This window comes from Arthrobacter sp. ISL-5, from assembly GCF_018613835.1.
Taxonomy (GTDB): Bacteria; Actinomycetota; Actinomycetes; order Actinomycetales; family Micrococcaceae; genus Arthrobacter.
In genome coordinates, this window is the sequence record NZ_JAGGPM010000046.1 from 33435 (window position 1) to 51882 (window position 18448).

Annotated in this window: 16 protein-coding genes and 1 tRNA gene; 11 read left to right on the forward strand and 6 right to left on the reverse strand. The window is 66.5% G+C overall.

The window, feature by feature from the left end; translation table 11 throughout:
* Positions 1 to 48 precede the first annotated feature (48 nt).
* The 3 genes from J7I89_RS22430 to J7I89_RS22440 all read left to right on the forward strand — a co-directional run bounded on the left by J7I89_RS22430 (position 49) and on the right by J7I89_RS22440 (position 2506).
* The gene (locus J7I89_RS22430; RefSeq protein WP_214975384.1) at positions 49 to 732 is read left to right on the forward strand and encodes a 1-acyl-sn-glycerol-3-phosphate acyltransferase; all 684 of its coding nucleotides are present in this window, start codon (positions 49 to 51) and stop codon (positions 730 to 732) included.
* Positions 733 to 742: 10 nt separating this feature from the next.
* Positions 743 to 2293, forward strand: a complete 1551-nt coding sequence (gene der, locus J7I89_RS22435) for a ribosome biogenesis GTPase Der (RefSeq protein ID WP_214975024.1) — start codon at positions 743 to 745, stop codon at positions 2291 to 2293.
* 139 nt (positions 2294 to 2432) lie between these two features.
* Positions 2433 to 2506, forward strand: a tRNA-Pro gene (locus tag J7I89_RS22440).
* 89 nt (positions 2507 to 2595) lie between these two features.
* Here J7I89_RS22440 and J7I89_RS22445 read toward each other — a convergent pair.
* Entirely contained in the window at positions 2596 to 3468 is an 873-nt protein-coding gene (locus J7I89_RS22445) for an Fpg/Nei family DNA glycosylase (RefSeq protein WP_214975026.1), read from the reverse strand.
* Between the two features lie 141 nt (positions 3469 to 3609).
* On the opposite strand from J7I89_RS22445, the gene gcvH reads away from it, so the two are divergent.
* The 5 genes from gcvH to J7I89_RS22470 all read left to right on the forward strand — a co-directional run bounded on the left by gcvH (position 3610) and on the right by J7I89_RS22470 (position 6696).
* Entirely contained in the window at positions 3610 to 3996 is a 387-nt protein-coding gene (gcvH, locus tag J7I89_RS22450) for a glycine cleavage system protein GcvH (RefSeq protein ID WP_214975029.1), read from the forward strand.
* A gap of 133 nt (positions 3997 to 4129) precedes the next feature.
* A complete protein-coding gene (locus J7I89_RS22455) occupies positions 4130 to 4606 on the forward strand; it encodes an FHA domain-containing protein (protein ID WP_214975032.1) in 477 nt (158 codons plus the stop codon).
* Positions 4607 to 4628: 22 nt separating this feature from the next.
* The gene (locus J7I89_RS22460; protein WP_214975035.1) at positions 4629 to 5345 is read left to right on the forward strand and encodes a MerR family transcriptional regulator; all 717 of its coding nucleotides are present in this window, start codon (positions 4629 to 4631) and stop codon (positions 5343 to 5345) included.
* On the forward strand, positions 5345 to 5857 hold the full coding sequence (locus J7I89_RS22465; RefSeq protein WP_214975038.1) for a bifunctional nuclease family protein: 513 nt from the start codon (positions 5345 to 5347) through the stop codon (positions 5855 to 5857). Before J7I89_RS22460 ends, J7I89_RS22465 begins: the two co-directional genes overlap by 1 nt.
* A 242-nt stretch (positions 5858 to 6099) precedes the next feature.
* Positions 6100 to 6696 (forward strand): MerR family transcriptional regulator, encoded by a 597-nt coding sequence (locus tag J7I89_RS22470; protein ID WP_003801807.1) that lies wholly within the window; start codon positions 6100 to 6102, stop codon positions 6694 to 6696.
* A gap of 106 nt (positions 6697 to 6802) precedes the next feature.
* On the opposite strand, the gene J7I89_RS22475 is transcribed toward J7I89_RS22470, so the two are convergent.
* Positions 6803 to 7624 (reverse strand): ParA family protein, encoded by an 822-nt coding sequence (locus tag J7I89_RS22475; RefSeq protein WP_214975040.1) that lies wholly within the window; start codon positions 7622 to 7624, stop codon positions 6803 to 6805.
* A gap of 305 nt (positions 7625 to 7929) precedes the next feature.
* On the opposite strand from J7I89_RS22475, the gene J7I89_RS22480 reads away from it, so the two are divergent.
* Positions 7930 to 11322: a pyruvate carboxylase gene (locus J7I89_RS22480; RefSeq protein WP_214975042.1), complete on the forward strand. Its 3393-nt coding sequence runs from the start codon at positions 7930 to 7932 to the stop codon at positions 11320 to 11322.
* Positions 11323 to 11548: 226 nt separating this feature from the next.
* Positions 11549 to 12934, forward strand: a complete 1386-nt coding sequence (locus J7I89_RS25850) for a MinD/ParA family protein (RefSeq protein ID WP_308160009.1) — start codon at positions 11549 to 11551, stop codon at positions 12932 to 12934.
* Positions 12935 to 13008: 74 nt separating this feature from the next.
* Here the strand turns inward: J7I89_RS25850 and J7I89_RS22490 are convergent, their stop codons facing one another.
* Positions 13009 to 14829 carry a long-chain fatty acid--CoA ligase gene (locus J7I89_RS22490; RefSeq protein WP_214975045.1) on the reverse strand — a complete coding sequence of 607 codons (1821 nt, stop codon included), beginning with the start codon at positions 14827 to 14829 and terminating at the stop codon, positions 13009 to 13011.
* A gap of 288 nt (positions 14830 to 15117) precedes the next feature.
* Between J7I89_RS22490 and J7I89_RS22495 the strand changes: the two genes are divergently transcribed.
* Complete coding sequence (locus J7I89_RS22495; RefSeq protein ID WP_214975388.1) at positions 15118 to 16119, forward strand: ROK family glucokinase; 1002 nt, start codon at positions 15118 to 15120, stop codon at positions 16117 to 16119.
* A 28-nt stretch (positions 16120 to 16147) separates the two neighbouring features.
* Here J7I89_RS22495 and J7I89_RS22500 read toward each other — a convergent pair whose 3' ends face one another.
* From J7I89_RS22500 to J7I89_RS22510, 3 genes are read right to left on the reverse strand one after another with little or no spacing between them, the layout of a single operon-like run.
* On the reverse strand, positions 16148 to 16756 hold the full coding sequence (locus tag J7I89_RS22500) for a hypothetical protein (protein ID WP_214975048.1): 609 nt from the start codon (positions 16754 to 16756) through the stop codon (positions 16148 to 16150).
* On the reverse strand, positions 16749 to 17558 hold the full coding sequence (locus J7I89_RS22505) for a carboxylesterase (protein WP_214975050.1): 810 nt from the start codon (positions 17556 to 17558) through the stop codon (positions 16749 to 16751). Before J7I89_RS22505 ends, J7I89_RS22500 begins: the two co-directional genes overlap by 8 nt.
* Complete coding sequence (locus tag J7I89_RS22510; protein WP_214975053.1) at positions 17555 to 18343, reverse strand: carboxylesterase; 789 nt, start codon at positions 18341 to 18343, stop codon at positions 17555 to 17557. The genes J7I89_RS22505 and J7I89_RS22510 overlap by 4 nt, the downstream gene beginning before the upstream one ends.
* Positions 18344 to 18448 lie beyond the last annotated feature (105 nt).

Genomic DNA, 18448 nt, shown 5'->3' on the forward strand with positions numbered 1-18448 from the left:
GCTCCGGGCAGCGGTGTTAAGGGCAACGGCGTTCCGGCGGCCTGGACCATGGGATGGAGCCGGCCCGTTGGCTGGCTGCTGGACCACGTCATATACCGCACCTCCGTCACCGGGCGCGCCAACGTGCCGGCCGACGGCCCGGTGATCTTCGCAGGCAACCACATCAGCTTCCTGGACGGTCCGGTCATGTTCGGCGCATCTCCGCGTCCCATGCACATCCTCGTCAAACAGGAGATGTTCAAGGGCTTCCTGGGGCGCGTGCTGAGGGCTTCCGGCCAGCTGCCGGTGGACCGCGCCGGGGACCGGTCCGCGCTTCAGCTCAGCAAGGCAGTGCTCGACGCCGGCCGTTGCGTCGGGATTCTTCCGGAAGGTACGCGGGGCAGCGGCAAGGCTTCCGGAATCAACAACGGAGTGGCATGGCTTGCCCTGAACTCCGCTGCAGTGGTGGTCCCCGTGGCCATCCTCGGCACGCGGAAGGGCGGCGAACACCTGGACACGGTTCCCCGGCCGGGCCGGAGGCTGCACGTCAGCTTCGGCGAGCCCATCAGCGTCGGCCGAAAACCCAACGAAACCGGGCGTGCTTCAATGGACAGGGCGGGAATGGAAATCCGCACTGCGCTGGCGAAACACGTCCAGGACACCATTTACCTGAGCGGGCAGCCTTTGCCCGACGCGGAATTCCCGCAAGAACGTTCCAACGCAGTAGCCGGGTCGCCGGCAGATCACCACTAAGGAAAGTGCAATGAGCGATACGACTCAAACCTCCGGCCTCTCGGGCGCCGGTGAAGACGAATACACGCCCACCGGCACCGACCAGGTGGCTGAGCATCTCGCAGCCCTGGACGATGACGAGGCGGAGCTCCGCGCGGCCTCACTTCGGGCCGGGCTGGACGACTACGAACTCGACGAGGAAGACGCAGCGCTGCTCAGCGGCCGCTACGACGACGAGGACTTTGCAGGGCCGGTCAAGCTTGATCCCGTGCTGGCGATCATCGGCCGCCCGAACGTGGGCAAGTCCACGCTGGTCAACCGCATCCTGGGCCGCCGCGAGGCCGTCGTGGAGGACACTCCGGGCGTTACCCGCGACCGCGTGATGTACTCCGCCCACTGGAACGGCCGTAACTTTACCGTGGTGGACACCGGTGGCTGGGAGCACGATGCCCGCGGCATCCACGCCCGGGTGGCGGAACAGGCCGAAATGGCCGTGGAGCTGGCCGACGCCGTGCTGTTCGTCGTTGATTCCGCCGTGGGCGCAACTGCCACGGACGAAGGCGTCATGAAGATGCTGCGCAAAAGCAAGAAGCCGGTCATCATGGTGGCCAACAAGGTGGATGACTTCGCGCAGGAGGCCGATTCCGCCACGCTCTGGGGCCTGGGATTCGGCGAGCCCTACCCCGTGTCCGCCCTGCACGGCCGCGGCGTGGCCGATCTTCTGGACCATGTCATGGACACGCTGCCGGAATTCTCGACCATCGAGGGCCTGGAACGCTCCGGCGGCCCCCGGCGTGTGGCCCTGATCGGCCGCCCGAACGTGGGCAAGTCATCCCTCCTGAACAAGCTGGCCGGTTCCGAGCGTGTCGTGGTGGACAACACTGCCGGCACCACGCGTGACCCGGTGGATGAGTTCATCGAGCTCGGCGGCCGCACGTGGCGCTTCGTCGACACCGCCGGTATCCGGCGCCGCCAGCACATGGCCCAGGGCGCCGACTTCTACGCCTCCCTGCGGACCCAGAGTGCGCTCGAAAAGGCGGAGGTCGCCGTCGTGCTCCTCGCGGTGGACGAGGTCCTCAGCGAGCAGGATGTCCGCATCCTCCAGCTGACCATCGAATCCGGACGCGCCCTGGTCCTGGCGTTCAACAAGTGGGACCTGCTGGACGACGAACGCCGGACGTACCTGGAGCGCGAAATCGAGCAGGACCTGGCCCACGTAGCCTGGGCGCCGCGGGTCAACATCTCGGCCAAGACCGGCTGGCACAAGGACCGCCTCGTGCCCGCACTGGACCTTGCCCTCGAAAACTGGGACAAGCGCATCCCCACCGGCAGGCTCAACGCGTTCCTGGGCGAGCTCGTGGCGGCCCATCCGCACCCGGTCCGCGGCGGCAAGCAGCCCCGAATCCTCTTCGGCACCCAGGCCTCCAGCCGGCCGCCGAAGTTTGTCCTGTTCACCACAGGCTTCCTGGACCCGGGATACCGCCGGTTCATCACCCGCCGGCTGCGCGAAACGTTCGGTTTCGAAGGCACGCCCATCGAAGTCAACATGCGTGTCCGCGAAAAACGGGGCAAGAAGCGTTAATTAGGAAACACCGGGCCCGTGGCGGGTGAAAATGTCACGGGCACCCTCCGGAATCGTGTAAGCTTTTGGAGGTGGTTCGGCCGGACTGCTTAGGTGAAATTCTTCGGAACATCACTGAAGCGGAGAACGGCAGAACTGACGGGCTGTAGCGCAGCTTGGTAGCGCACTTGACTGGGGGTCAAGGGGTCGCAGGTTCAAATCCTGTCAGCCCGACCGACCAAAAACCCCGCCAATCCGGTAACGGATCGGCGGGGTTTTTTGTTGTCCGGAATCCGCTTCGCCGGCGCGGTCCGGAACTCGCCTTATTTGAGGAAGCGGGAGGTCCTGCGGTCGGCCAGGATCTTGCCCTTGGTCTGGCACGTGGGGCAGTACTGAAGCGCGGAGTCGGCGAAGGACACCTCACGCACGGTGTCGCCGCAGACCGGGCACGGCAGGCCGGTGCGGCCGTGAACGCTCATTGCACTCCGCTTCGCATCCTTCAGATCGCCGGGCGCCTTGCCCGTGGCCTCCTTCACCGCCGCTCCCAGGACACTGTGGATGGCGTCGTACAGAACCTGCACGCTGTCCTGGTCCAGCGAACTGGCGATGGCAAACGGCGAGATTTTTGCGGCGTGCAGGATTTCGTCGCTGTAGGCGTTGCCGATGCCGGCCATGACGCCCTGGCTTCGCAGCACGCCTTTGATCTGCTGCGAATGCGACGCGAGAATCTCCGCGAACTCCCCGGGGCCGAATCCGGGGTCCAGCGGATCGGGACCTAGCCCGGCAATGCCCGGAACGTCGCGGGGATCGCCCACCACATAGACGGCCAGGCTTTTCTTGGTCCCGGCTTCTGTCAGATCGACGCCGATATGCTGGCCGTCCGCTGCGGCGAACCCGATCCGCGCGGCAATGGGGCCCTTTCCCGGACGGAGCGGAGCCGCCGAGGGGGATTCGGTGTAGCGGACCCACCCCGCCCTGGCGAGGTGAAAGACGAGGTGCAGGCCGTCGGCGTCGATGCTGATGAATTTGCCGAATCGTTCCACGCCGGTGACTGTGCGGCCCACCAGGGCCGTGTAGGGCGGGTCGGCCGTCTTGAGCACGGCCACAGACAGCACCTGGAGCTTCTCCAGCACCGCACCCCGCAGGCGCCCGCTCAGGAAGGACGTCAGACCGGCCACTTCCGGTAGTTCTGGCATGGCACCACTTTGCCACAGCCGGACGGCGGTTTGGCCGTTTCGGCCGCGTCCGGCGGCCGGGCACTTGTGCCTATACTTTCAGCGGTGGCTGTTCCCTACGCCTCCGTTGACATCTGTGATAGACCCGATGAAAGGCCCCTGATGAGCAACATTCCCTCTGATCTGTCCTACACCGCCGAGCACGAATGGGTGTCCGCTCCGAATGCTGACGGTGTGGTCCGCGTGGGGATCACCGACTTCGCCCAGGATGCACTCGGGGACGTCGTTTACGCCCAGATGCCGGAAGTCGGAACCACGGTTAAGGCAAATGACGTGATTGGCGAGGTTGAATCCACCAAGAGCGTCAGCGATATTTATGCCCCCGTCTCGGGCGAGATCGTTGCCCGGAATGACTCCCTGGACACCGATTCGGCCCTGATCAACTCCGATCCCTACGGCGACGGCTGGCTCATCGAGGTCAAGCTCGCCGAACCTGACGCGGTGGACTCCCTGCTCAGTGCATCCGAGTACGAACAGCAGGTAGGCTAAAGCTAACCGGTCCCGCTGACCGGCCATTGGAGTCCAGTGGCTGGCCAGCGGGCGGTATACCGGATCTGCCAGGCATTTCCGGACGGTATGCGTTGATTGCAGGGGGACATCTGCAACGAAGGAGGAGGAATCCATGGTTGGCGGCGAACAGAACCACACCAACAGCGATTACGGCACGGGCGTGGGCAGGGCTTCGGAGACAACCTCGATCAACCTCACTCCCGTTCATGAAGAGCCCACGATCGTACCCAAGCTCTCTCCGGAGGAACGCGCCGCGGTTGAAGCGCTGCCTTCCGGCTCCGCGCTGCTCGTGGCCCACAGCGGGCCAAACTCGGGTGCCCGATTCCTGCTTGACTCCGACGTCACCACGGCCGGGCGGCACCCGGACGCCGACATCTTCCTCGATGACGTGACGGTTTCCCGCCGCCACGTTGAATTCCGGCGCACGGCACGGAGCTTCGAGGTGGTGGACACCGGCAGCCTGAACGGCACATACGTTAACCACGACCGCGTGGACAGCGTGGAACTGAAGTCCGGAAACGAAGTCCAGATCGGCAAATTCCGACTCACCTTCTACCTGAGCCCTGCCCGCGCAGCAGGACGCGTCTGATTCGGAGCGGCTGCCTGTGGCAATGGCACAACCGGAGCGCCGGGGACCCCTGGTCCTGAACATCGGGGAAGTGCTCGCTCAATTGAGCGATGACTTTCCGAGCATGACGGCGTCCAAAATCAGGTTCCTTGAGGAAAAGGGGCTCATCAATCCGCGGCGCACCCCTGCGGGATACCGCCAGTATTCGGACAGCGACGTCGAGCGCCTCCGTTTCGTCCTGTCGCTCCAGCGGGACCAGTACCTGCCGCTGAAGGTGATCAAGGACTACCTTGACGCGATAGACCGGGGGGAGCGCCCCGAAAACCTTCCGCCCGGCGTGACGGTGTCCCCGCGGATCGTGTCCGATGAGCTCGCCGCCGAACTGCAGAACAAGGCCCGCAAGCTGAGCGAGGAACAGCTGCGGGCGGAGTCAGGTGCCAGCGTGCCGCTCCTGCAGTCCCTGCTGAGCTTCGGCCTGATCGGCCACACCAACGGCAAGTTCGACGAACACGCCCTGCAGGTGGCCCGCGCATGCGTCCAACTGGAGGGACACGGCCTGGAGCCCCGGCACCTGCGCCCCTTCCAGGCGGCTGCCGAGCGGGAGTTCGGCCTGGTGGAACGCGCCGTGGCCACGCTGACGTCGCGCAAGGACGCGGCTTCGCAGGCACGGGCAGCCGAGGCGGCCCGTGAAATCAGCGACCTCTGCCTGACACTGCACCGGGCGCTGGTCCAGGACCGTATTTCGCGGATGGAAATCTGATGATCGAAGTAGAGATTGTGGGCGTACGGATCGAGTTGCCCTCCAACCAGCCCCTGGTTCTGCTTCGGGAGATCCACGGCGAACGGCACGTGCCGATCTGGATCGGCACGCCGGAGGCAAGTGCGATCGCCCTGGCACAGCAAGGCGTGGTGCCGCCGCGGCCCATGACCCATGACCTCCTTGTCGACGTCGTGGAAACCCTGGGGCACGCCGTCGTCAGCGTGAACATCGTGGCGGTGGAAGACAACATCTTCTACGGCCAGCTCCAGTTCGACAACGGCGCCACCGTCAGTTCCAGGGCCTCGGACGCGCTGGCCATTGCCCTGCGGGCAAAATGCCGCATCTGGTGCGCCGACTCCGTCATGGATGAGGCCGGCGTGAGGATCACCGAACACGACGACGGCGAGGACACCGAGCCCGGCCCCACCGGCCCCACAGTGGACGAAGAACGTGAGCTGCGCAGGTTCCGTGAGTTCCTGGATGACGTGGAACCCGAGGACTTCGACGGCTGAAGGTCACGTTAAGGTTAAAGTTGAGGCTGAAACTTTCGACACGCCCCAACAATGACCCGAACGTCTTTGACCTTGGGCCGCGGCAGGCCTAACGTCGAAGATACCAAGTTCCCATTGCATACAACAGCCGCGCAAGTCACACTGGAAAGTGCTACTCCGGCCAAATTACATGCGTGATCTTCATGCCTGTAGAAGCTGTTGCGGCAAGTTCCCCAGGGGAGCTCATGACAAGGAGGATCCACGTGAGTCCGAAAGGCGAAGCAGGCGAGCTGAAGCAGCCCTCCACGGCCGGCGTAGCTGTGCCCGCGAGCGGCGCTCAGGGCCTTCTCTTCACTGAGGACCTCCCCGTCCTTGACGAGGACGCCGGCTACCGCGGCCCCACGGCCTGCAAAGCAGCCGGTATCACGTACCGGCAGCTCGACTACTGGGCCCGCACCGGACTGGTGGAACCCGCCGTGCGCGGCGCCGCCGGCTCGGGTTCGCAGCGGCTCTACGGCTTCCGTGACATCCTCGTGCTGAAGGTCGTCAAGCGGCTCCTGGACACCGGCGTCTCGCTGCAGCAGATCCGCTCCGCGGTGGAACACCTGCGCGAGCGCGGAGTGGAAGATCTGGCCCAGATCACCCTCATGAGCGATGGCGCGAGCGTCTACGAATGTACCTCCGCCGATGAGGTCATTGACCTCGTCCAGGGCGGACAGGGCGTGTTTGGCATTGCCGTGGGCCGCGTGTGGCGCGAAGTTGAAGGAAGCCTGGCGTCCCTGCCCAGTGAGCACGCAGGCGAGCAGACGTTTCCCGACGACGAACTGAGCAAGCGCCGGGCAGCCCGGAAGATCGGCTAGGCGCTCCGGAATCCAGCGCATACGGCGAAGGCCGCCTCCCTGCCGGGGAGGCGGCCTTCGTCCATTTCAGTCTGCCGGGAGCCCGGACGTCCCTTACCGGATGCCGTTAGCGGTGGCTGCGGCTGCGGCTGCCCTTGTTCAGGGACATCAGATTGCCGAGCAGCGTGTCGTAGATGCCGGCCGCGGACTTGGCGGAGTCGCCGGGCCAGTGATGCACGGAGTGTGCTGCACCCTGGATCTGCTGCCAGTTGGCCTGTTCCGGGATGTACGGCGTCAGCAGGAGGTCGCCGAACATGGACTTCATTTCTGCGAGCCGGAACGCATGCTCGGAGGATCCGGTCCGGACCCGGTTGGCCACGATGCCCGCAGGGGAAAGATTGGGGGCGAACTCCTGCCGGAACAGCTGGATGGCGCGCATGGTGCGCTCCGTGCCGGCCACCGAGAACAGTCCCGGCTCGGCAACCAGGGCCACCTTGTTGCTGGCCGACCACGCCATGCGGGTCAGGCCGTTCAGGGACGGCGGGCAGTCCACCAGGACCAGCTCGTACTTTTCCGCGCCGGCCAGGACGGCGGAGAGCCTGCGCAGGTCCCTTTTGCCGAGATCGGGGCGGTCGTAGATTCCGGTGTAGGCAGATCCCACGGCCACATCGAGCACGGCGGGGCCGGAGCCGTTGCTTTCCGCACGCCCGATCCAGCCGCTGGGGAGGACATTCTCAGGAAGCCGGGCCTTGCGCGGGTTCCGGAGCATCCTGCCGATATCCAGCTTGTCGCTTGGCTGAACTCCGAGGGCAGTGCTGGCGTCGGCGTGCGGATCGAGGTCCACCACGAGCGTGGGAATGCCTGCGGCCAATGCCGCAGACGCCAATCCGGTTGTGACCGATGTCTTGCCGACACCGCCTTTGAGGCTGCTGATGCTGACTACTTGCACTTGAAAAACCAATACCTAACGCCGGTTGCCGAGTTGGGGTAGTTTCCGTTCCGGTACTGCCGGAACCGGGGACAGGCTTCCGCCGCCCCATTCATCATATGTTGACCCCGCCCCGAAACCCTCCTTATCCGGCCCGGGCATGGCTCATCGCTTAGCAGCTCCGGCGCCAGCGGAGCGCAGGAGTGAATCTGGTCCCGACATGACGGATAATTCTGTGATGGTAGACACAATGATTTGTGTTTCACTGCACCCGTCTTACACACTGTGACCACTTACCGATACACCCGCAATGATGCAGGAGAAGTATGTTTTCCAAGATTCTGGTGGCCAACCGCGGCGAAATCGCTATCCGCGCTTTCCGCGCGGGCTATGAGCTCGGCGCAAAAACCGTCGCCGTGTTCCCCAACGAGGACCGTAACTCGATCCACCGCCAGAAGGCCGACGAGGCGTATCTGATTGGTGAAGAGGGCCACCCCGTCCGCGCCTACCTGGACGTCGACGAAGTGGTGCGTGTGGCCAAGGAGTCCGGGGCGGACGCCATCTACCCCGGCTACGGCTTCCTTTCCGAAAATCCGGACCTTGCCCGGGCCGCGAAAGCGGCCGGCATCACCTTCGTCGGGCCGCCTGCCGAGGTCCTCGAGCTCGCGGGCAACAAGGTCGCCGCCTTGGAGGCTGCCCGCAAGGCCGGCGTCCCCGTCCTCAAGTCCAGCCAGCCCTCGAAGGACCTGGATGAGCTGATCGCCGCCGCGGACGAGATCGGCTTCCCGATCTTCGCCAAGGCCGTGGCCGGCGGCGGCGGGCGCGGCATGCGCCGGGTGGACACCCGCGAGGCACTGCCCGAAGCCCTGCAGTCAGCCATGCGCGAGGCCGACGCCGCGTTCGGCGATCCCACGATGTTCCTTGAGCAGGCCGTGCTCCGTCCCCGGCACATCGAAGTGCAGATCCTGGCCGACGCCGAGGGCAATGTCATGCATCTCTTCGAGCGTGACTGCTCCATCCAGCGCCGCCACCAGAAGGTCATCGAGATCGCTCCGGCGCCCAACCTCGACGAGGGCATCCGCCAGGCCCTGTACCGCGACGCTGTGAAGTTCGCCAAGGCCCTCAACTACGTCAACGCCGGAACCGTCGAATTCCTCGTGGACACCGTGGGGGAGCGCGCCGGCCAGCACGTCTTCATCGAAATGAACCCGCGCATCCAGGTCGAGCACACCGTCACCGAAGAGGTCACCGACGTGGACCTGGTGCAGGCGCAGATGCGGATTGCCTCCGGCGAAACCCTGGCCGACCTGGGCTTGTCGCAGGAGACGGTATTCCTCAAGGGCGCGGCGCTGCAGTGCCGCATCACCACCGAGGACCCGGCCAACGGCTTCCGCCCGGACGTCGGAAAGATCACCGGCTACCGCTCGGCCGGCGGCGCCGGCGTAAGGCTCGACGGCGGCACCGTCTACTCGGGTGCCGAAATCAGCCCGCACTTCGACTCGATGCTCGTGAAGCTGACCTGCCGCGGCCGGGACTACCCTGCAGCGGTCGCCCGCGCCCGTCGCGCGCTGGCTGAGTTCCGCATCCGTGGCGTGTCCACGAACATCTCCTTCCTGCAGGCCGTGCTCGACGACGCCGACTTCATCGCCGGCAATGTGGCCACCAATTTCATCGACGAGCGTCCAGAGCTGCTGAAGGCCCGGGTTTCCGCCGACCGCGGCACCAAACTGCTGACGTGGCTCGCCGAGGTCACTGTCAACAAGCCCAACGGCGAGCTCACCGTCCATTCCGATCCGGCCGCGAAGCTGCCGGCAGTGGGTCGCGAGCCGCAGGCAGGCTCACGCCAGCGGCTGCAGGAGCTCGGGCCGGAAGGGTTCGCCCGCGCCCTGCGGGAGCAGACTGCCGTAGCAGTCACCGACACCACCTTCCGGGACGCCCACCAGTCGCTGCTGGCCACCCGCGTCCGCACCAGGGACCTGGTTGCCGCCGGACCCGCCGTGTCCTCGCTGCTGCCCGGGCTGCTCTCTGTGGAGGCATGGGGCGGCGCCACCTACGACGTCGCCCTGCGCTTCCTGGGCGAGGACCCCTGGGACCGCCTCGCGGCACTGCGGAAGGCCCTGCCGAACATCTGCCTGCAGATGCTGCTCCGGGGCCGGAACACCGTGGGCTACACGCCGTACCCGGAAGAGGTCACGGAGGCGTTCGTGAACGAGGCGGCCGCCACCGGCATCGACATTTTCCGGATCTTCGACGCCCTGAACGACGTCAACCAGATGGCGCCTGCGATCCGCGCCGTCCGGGCCACCGGAACGGCCGTCGCCGAAGTCGCACTCTGCTACACGGCCGACATGCTGGACCCGGACGAGAAGCTCTACACGCTGGATTACTACCTGGAGCTGGCGCAGAAGATCGTCGACGCCGGCGCCCACATTCTCGCGATCAAGGACATGGCCGGACTCTTGCGCCCGGCCGCCGCGGCAAAGCTTGTCACGGCGCTCCGGGAACGGTTCGACCTTCCCGTCCACCTGCACACCCACGACACCGCCGGCGGACAGCTTGCCACGCTGCTCGCCGCGGTTGATGCGGGCGTGGACGCCGTGGACGTCGCCTCGGCGTCCCTTGCCGGGACCACCAGCCAGCCGTCGGCTTCCGCGCTGGTGGCGGCGCTGGCCCACACCGAGCGGGACACCGGGCTGAGCCTGGCCAACGTCTGTTCGCTGGAGCCCTACTGGGAGGCAGTGCGCCGGGTCTACGCTCCCTTCGAGTCCGGCCTTCCGGGGCCCACAGGCCGCGTGTACCAGCACGAAATCCCGGGCGGGCAGCTCTCGAACCTCCGGCAGCAGGCCATGGCCCTGGGCCTGGGCGAGCGGTTCGAGGCGATCGAGGACATGTACACCGCAGCGGACCGCATCCTGGGCCGCCTGGTGAAGGTCACGCCGTCCTCCAAGGTGGTGGGCGACCTCGCCCTGCACCTCGTGGGGCTGAATGCCGACCCGGCCGACTTCAACGAGAATCCGCAGAACTACGACATCCCGGACTCGGTCATCGGCTTCCTGTCCGGCGAGCTCGGCGATCCTCCGGGCGGCTGGCCGGAGCCGTTCCGCACGAAGGCCCTGCAGGGCAGGAGCATCAAGGTCCGCGATGCCGAGCTCAGCGCCGAAGACAGCGCAGCGCTCCGGGGCGATTCGAAGACCCGGCAGCAGACCCTGAACCGGCTGCTCTTTGCCGGTCCCACGAAGGACTACCAGAAGAGCGTGGAAACGTACGGCAACGTGTCTGTCCTGGACACGCGTGACTACCTCTACGGCCTGCAGCGCGGCGCGGAGCACGTTATCCAGCTGGAGAAGGGCGTCCGCCTCATCGCATCGCTGGAGGCCGTCTCGGAACCGGACGAGAAGGGCATGCGCTCGGTCATGTGCACGCTCAACGGCCAGTCCCGGCCGGTCCTGGTGCGCGACAAGTCCGTGGTCAGCAACGTGAAAGCCGCGGAGAAGGCCGACCCCGCCCAGCCGGGCCACGTCGCCGCCCCGTTCGCCGGAGCAGTGACGGTCACCGTCAAGGCGGGCGACACCGTCAAGGCGGGCGACACCGTTGCCACCATTGAGGCGATGAAGATGGAGGCATCCATCACGACGCCGGTGGGCGGCAAGGTGACGCGCCTGGCGATTTCCGCCGTGGAACAGGTACAGGGAGGGGACCTGCTGCTCGTGGTTGAGTAGCCAAAGGTTCCGCTGCGGGGCGGTACTTCTGCGCCCCGCGAAGCCATACCGGTAGGCTGGAATCCTGAGTGAAGGTTGTGGGGACGGCATTAGCCGCCCCCACAGCCTTTGCATACCGAGACGAACACACTGAGCGGGAGCCATGACGCAGACGAATACGCCAACGCCCGCGCGGCCTGACCGGAGTCCCGGTGCTGAAGGTCCGACGCCCGACCGGCTGAGCCCAGTGGATGCGAACCCAGCCCAGGTGAGCCCAGGGCCGACGAATGCAGCCGCTCCGAATGCAGCCGCACCGGAGGCGCCAACTCCCGATGCAACCGCAAGCGCGGCTCCCGAAGACGCCGTTGACGAAGACGCGGTTCACACAGACGGGGTTCACACAGACGGCTCGCCTGACGTTCCGACGTCCGGCGACATCAGCGTCGTGACCGTGTCCGACGCCCAGGACCGCACGTCTGCCGGGTCGCTGTCGGCCGTCAACGGCATTCCGCAGCCCGCTGCGGCAACAGCACTGCCGACGGTCACTTCCGGGCCCGGCCTTGTCACGGGACCGGGGGAGTCCGGCACCGACGGGTTCCCGGCCGGCGTCGGCGATCATGGGCAGGCCGCTGCCCAGGCACCGGCAGATGCGGCAGCGGCCGAGGCACCTGAACACGTCAGCGAACGCCGGGAACGCGCCGAAGGGCCGGAGCCCGCTGCGGCACTGACCGCCGACCGCCTGCTGAACAAAACCGCAGCCCCGCCCGTCGAGGGCTGGCGCCGGTGGCTGTTCCAGGCGACCTTCGGCTACGTGAACCTGGGCGACCCGGACCGGATCCGGATCCAGCGCGCCATGGAGCACCGGATCGCCATGCGCCTGGGGGAGCGGACCCGGTACGTGCCGGTCCTGTCCCGCAAGGGCGGCGTCGGAAAGACCACGGTCACCACCCTGCTGGGCATGGTCCTCGCGGACCTGCGCGAGGACCGCGTCATCGCCATGGACGCCAATCCTGACCGCGGAACCCTGTCAGACCGTTCTCCCGGCCGGGCGGACTTCACGGCCCGCCAGCTGGTCAAGGACAGGTTCACGGTCAATTCCTTCGCGCAGCTGTCCAATTACACCGCCCGGGACGGTTCGCGGCTCGACGTCCTGGCCTCGGACACCGATCCCATGGTGGCCCATGCGTTCGACGACGCCGACTACCGGGCCGTCACTGACATCCTCGGCCGCTACTACTCAATCGTGCTGACAGATTCGGGCACCGGCATGGTGCACTCCGTTATGAAGGGCACCCTCGAAAAGGCCGACGCCGTGGTCCTCGTCTCGGGCGGCAGCGTGGACGAAGCGCGGCTGGCCTCCGAGACGCTGTCCTGGCTGGAAGCCCACGGCCGCCAGGACCTGGTGGCCAAGGCCACGGTGGTCATCAACATGGCGGCAGGCGACCGCACGCTGGTGAACATCGATGAAATCGAGCAGCACTTCCTGTCCCGGGTCAAGAATGTGGTCCGGATTCCGCACGACCGGCACCTTGCCGAGGGTTCGCGGATCCAGTTGAGCCAGCTCAGGCCCGCAACACGGGGTGCCGCCGTGGAGCTTGCCGCGTTGGTAATGGACGAGCTCCAGCAGGCCTGACCATGACAGAAGGGCCCCGCCGGAAGTCCGGCGGGGCCCTTCTGCACTGCGGATGGTGTGCTTTGGGATGATGGTTAGGCTGGGGCGGGCTTCGGTGACTTGTACATCTCGTCGATCACGTTCTCGAAGTCCGTCATGACCTGCGCCCGCTTGACCTTCATGGACGGGGTCAGGTGGCCGGACGCTTCAGTGAAGTCGCTGGGCACGATCCTGAATGCCTTGATGGCCTCCGCCTGCGACACGGACTGGTTCGCATGGTTGATGAGCTCCTGCACCGCGGCCTTGACCGCGGCGTTGCCTGCCGCATCAGTAACGGTGGTCTCCGCCGGCAGTCCGTGACGCTGCAGCCACCCGGGAAGGGCTTCCTCATCAAGTGTCACCAGTGCGCCGATGAAGGGGCGGTTGTCGCCCACCACAAGCACCTGTGAAACCAGCGCATCTGCCCGGATCTGGTCCTCGAGCTGGGCGGGCGCCACGTTCTTGCCCCCGGCTGTCACAATAATTTCCTTTTTCCGGCCGGTGATGGTCAGGAAGCCGTCTCCGTCTAGCTGGCCGATGTCCCCGGTGCGGAACCAGCCGTCCAGGAACGCCTCCGCCGTCAGGTCATCACGCTTGTAGTAGCCGCGCATGACACACGTGCCCCTGGTGAGGATCTCGCCGTCGTCGGCAATCTTGACGGTATTGCCGGGAATCGGCGCGCCGACCGTGCCGATCTTGATCCTTTCGGGCGTGTTGACGCTGACCGGCGCCGTGGTCTCGGTGAGGCCGTAGCCCTCCAGGATCTGCAGCCCGATTCCCTGGAAAAAGTGGCCCAGCCGTTCGCCCAGCGGACCTCCGCCGGACACGGCATGGGCCACCTGGCCGCCCATGGCCGCCCGGAGCTTGCTGTAAACGAGCCTGTCGAAGATCGCATGCTTGATCTTGAGGCCGAATCCGACGCCGCCGTCCTGCCGGGCGCGGGAATAGGCGATGGCCGTATCCGCGGCCTTGTGGAAGATTGCTCCCTTTCCGCCGTCCTCTGCCTTGGTCAGGGCCGAGTTGTACACCTTTTCGAACACCCGGGGCACGGCCAGGATGAACGTGGGCTTGTAGCTCTGCAGATCGGGCAGCAGGTGCTTGATGTCGGGCGTGTGGGCAACCGTGACCCCGGCCGCGACGGACAGGACGGAGATGAACCGCGCGAACACGTGCGCCAGGGGGAGGAACATGATGGTCCTGGCCTCCTGGTTGACGATCTGGCCCAGCGACGTGGCCAGGGCGTTCTCGGACAGTTCCACGAAGTTGCCGTGGGTGAGTTCGCAGCCCTTGGGCCGGCCGGTCGTCCCGGAGGTGTAGATGATGGTGGCGAGGTCGCTGAGCCCGGCAGCCCGGCGCCGTGCCTCGAGGTCGTCGTCGCTGACGCCGGTTCCGGCCGCGCGGACGGCGTCGAGGCCGCTCCCTTCAAGCTTCCACACGTGGGCCAGTGCACTGAGCCCCTCGGACGCTGCTGCCTGCCTGATGATGTTCTCGTGATGGGCTGACTCGCCGAAGGCCGCCACCGCGCCGGAGTCGCCCAGGTTCCAGGCGACCTGGGAGGGAGAGGAGGTCTCATAGATCGGGACGGACACGCCCCCTGCGAACCAGATGGCGAAGTCGATCAAGGCCCACTCATAGCGTGTCCGGGACATGATCCCCACGCGGTCGCCCGCGCCCACGCCGCTGGCCATGAGTCCCTTGGCCAGCACGGAGACGTCCGCGAGGAAGTCCTTGGCCGTGATGTCCTGCCACTGGCCGCCGGAATCCAGCCGCGAAAACAATGCAGGATTCGACTCCTTCGAGGCTTGGCGCAGCACGAGGTCGGTAATGTTGGTGTCCGGGGGAACGTTTGCCAGGGGCGGAACGGTGAATTCGCGCACGATAGCTCCTTTGTTATCCGTAGGCCGCAGCGGGTAGTCCTAACCTTAGTACCCCGTCTTGCCGGGGCAGGCGCAATTTACCTACTCGCCAGTAACTTTACGTCGGCATGCCTTCGAGCGCCACTGTGTCGCCGCCGGAGGAGTGGATCGCAGGGACACCTAGAATGGGAAATTATGCAGCCACCCCCGCCCACTGAACAGTCCAGCCAAACCGGTCGCCACGGCGGAACCGGGCAATACGGAATCCGCGCGTGGCAGCGGGGACCGCTGGGACAGCATGGCCGCGGGATGCACCACCGGATGTTCCGGCAGCAGCTGCGGCTGCGGCGCCGCGGACTGGCCATCGGCATCGACATCGGCGGCACCAAGGTTGCGGCCGGCGTGGTGGATGCTGAGGGAAGGATTCTCCGCGAAGCCCGGCGTTCCACTCCAGGAAGCGATCCCCGCGCCGTGGAGCAGGTCATCGTGGAGCTGGTTGAGGAGCTGAGCCGGGGTTCGCGCATCAGGTCGGTGGGCATTGGCGCTGCCGGCTGGATGGACCTCGACGGCGGCACCGTCCTCTTCAGCCCGCATCTCGCCTGGCGCAACGAACCGCTGCGGGACAATCTGCAGCGACTGCTTCGCCGCCCGGTCATGCTGGTCAATGATGCCGACGCCGCGGCGTGGGCGGAATGGCGCTTCGGCGCCGGGCAGGGCCAGGACCGTCTGGTGTGCATCACGCTGGGGACCGGCATCGGCGGTGCCATGGTGATGGACGGGCGCGTGGAACGCGGCAGGTTCGGCGTCGCGGGCGAGTTCGGGCACCAGATCATCATGCCCGGCGGTCACCGGTGTGAATGCGGCAACCGAGGCTGCTGGGAACAGTACGCTTCCGGCAACGCCCTTGGCAGGGAGGCCCGGGAACTGGCTTCGGCCAATTCCCCGGTGGCCCAGGAACTGCTGAAGGCGGTCGACGGCCAGGCGGACCGCATCACCGGCGCTACCGTGACCGAGCTGGCCATCTCCGGCGACGCAGCCTCCAGGGAGCTCCTGGAGGACGTGGGCGACTGGCTGGGACTGGGGCTGGCCAACCTGGCCGCTGCCCTTGACCCGGGTAAATTCGTGATCGGCGGAGGGCTTTGCGCGGCCGGAGAGCTGCTCGTGGCACCGGCGCGGAAGGCCTTTGCCCGGAACCTGACCGGGCGCGGGTTCCGTCCTGCCGCGGAAATCGACCTTGCTGCCCTCGGGCCGAATGCAGGGTTGATCGGCGCCGCGGACCTGTCCCGCGTGAGCAGTCGAACGCACGTCTGACCAGGCCTGCGCAGCAGGTCAGACGCCTTCAGACGCGCGCGCCGTCGTCGTTTTCGTCCTTTTCCTGGGGCAGCTTCATGATCAGGTACACCACCGCTCCGATGAAGGTGGCCACCATGCCCAGGATTGCCAGCAGCGGTGCTGAACGCCAGAACATCGACGACAGCACGAGCGCCACTGGCGCGCCCACAGCGCCAAGCCATGCCAGCATGGTCAGCGGGTCCGTGGCCGAAAGCCGGGGAGGTTCCTCCGGCACGAAGGCGTCGTCGTCTTCGACGCCGTAGTCCCGCGGCCCCTCGGCAGCGGGCGGCCCGGCGGGTTCTCCGGTTTCTGCGTCCCGCTGCCGGGCCGCGGCCTGGCGTTCCGCGGCCGACAACTCCGTCGGAGCCCTGGGGGCGAGCCCCAGTGGATCAAAGTCCGTGAAGCGCTTGGCCTGGCCGGGTTCCGGTCCGGCGCCAGGTTCGCGATCGGTCGCCGGCCCGGCCCCGCCGCCCGCTTCTGAACCGGCACCGTCGTCGGGCCCCGCACCGGTGCCGGGAGCTGGCGTGTCGCCCTGGAGCCTGGCCACGAGGTCAAGCCAGACGGCGTCGTCCTGGTTGGCGCTCGGATCGGACGGGTTTGAATCGGGCCTATTCATCGGGCGTGCCCTTCTGGCTGGCGGTCGCGGACTGGTTCTGAGCCTGGCGGGATTCCGCAACCACGCGGATGAAGTCCACCGAGCCGCTGAAAATTTCCTCGGCGTCGTTGTCTAGCGTGGCGACGTGGTAGCTGTTCTCCAGCCTGCTGACCTGCAGCGGGGCGTGAGTCAATCCCCGGCGGAGCGCCACGATGCTGGAGTCGGAAACAACGTGGTCCACGGTGGAGCGGAAGACCCGCACCGGCGCGGTGACGCGCGGGAGCAGCCTGAGCGTGTCCTTGAACATCTTGTTCAGCTGGTGTGCCGCCGCCACCGGCGTCCGGGCGTAAGCGCCTTCGTCCATGCCGGGCTTGAGGATGTCGTTGGCTATGGCCGGGGTGCTCTTGAGCACCAGCTTGAGGATGCCGGCCAGCGGAGCGCGGGGATCATCGATGACCAGGCCGGGATTGACCAGGATGGCTCCGGCAACGGGACGCGTGGCGGCGATGCGCAGCGCCAGGGCGCCTCCCATGGACAGGCCGGCGGAGAAGACATGGTCACACTCGGCTTCGAGTTCAAGATAGGCGGCATCCATGGCTTCGTGCCATTCGGTCCAGCGGCTGCGTGACAGCTCCTGCCACGTGGTGCCGTGGCCCGGGAGCAGTGGCATGCGGACCGCGAAGCCGGCGGCGGCCAGTGCCGCGGCCCAGGCCCGGACTCCGTACGGGCTGCCGGTGAATCCGTGGGACAGGGCCACGCCGACGCGGGGACCTTCGCCGGAGAACGGGCTACTGAACGGACTGTGGTCCGGAACTATGCTCATGACTTCTCCGACGATATGTTGCTTCGCGCGTGCTCCTGGAAGAACCGCGCCGAGGCTTCGAAAATTTCCGCGGCATCGACATCAAGCGTTGCCACATGCCCGCTGTTTTTCAGCGGTACAACGTCCAGGGTTGTCGATCCCAGCCGCTTCCTGATCAGTGCCAGGGATGTGGGTGGCACCACGATGTCGTTGCGGGACTTGAAGACCAGGACCGGCGCGGTGACGCGCGGAAGTCCGCGGGCTGCGGCCGCGAAGAGCCTTTTCAGCTGATGGACAGCTGCCAACGGCGTGAGGGAGTAGTCGCCGTCTTCGGTGGGGGCCGACGTCGGGTTTTCTTCTTCGATGGGACTGGTGGTCCGCTGGAAGTACTTGAGCAGGCCGATGACCCGGACCCGGCGGTCGTAGAAGCTCAGGCCCGGGTTCACCACCGCCACACCGGACACGCTGTGGCGGGCGGCGGTCAGCAGCGCGACGGCACCGCCCATGGACAGGCCCGCCACGTAGCAGTCGTCCGTCTTGGCGGCGAGGTCCAGATATGCCTCTTCAAAGGCGCTGTGCCACTCCCGCCATCCCGTGCGGGCCAGATCCTGCCAGCGGGTCCCGTGCCCCGGGAGCAGCGGCACCGATACGGCGAAGCCGTGCCCGGCAAGGAACTCGGCCCACGGGAGGATGCTCAACGGGCTGCCCGTGAAGCCGTGGCAAATGGCTATTCCGATGCGCGCATTGGGTCCGTGGCCCGGGTAGCTGAAAGCGGCGGGCGTAGTCCGGGCGCTGCTCTCTGTCATGAGACCATCGTGTCACTGTTCCGGACAATTCTCACTAGAGTAGGGTTGCATTGCAGTGCTGGCCGTGCCCTTTGGAGCGCCTGCCAGTTGCCTTCCGGAGGGGTA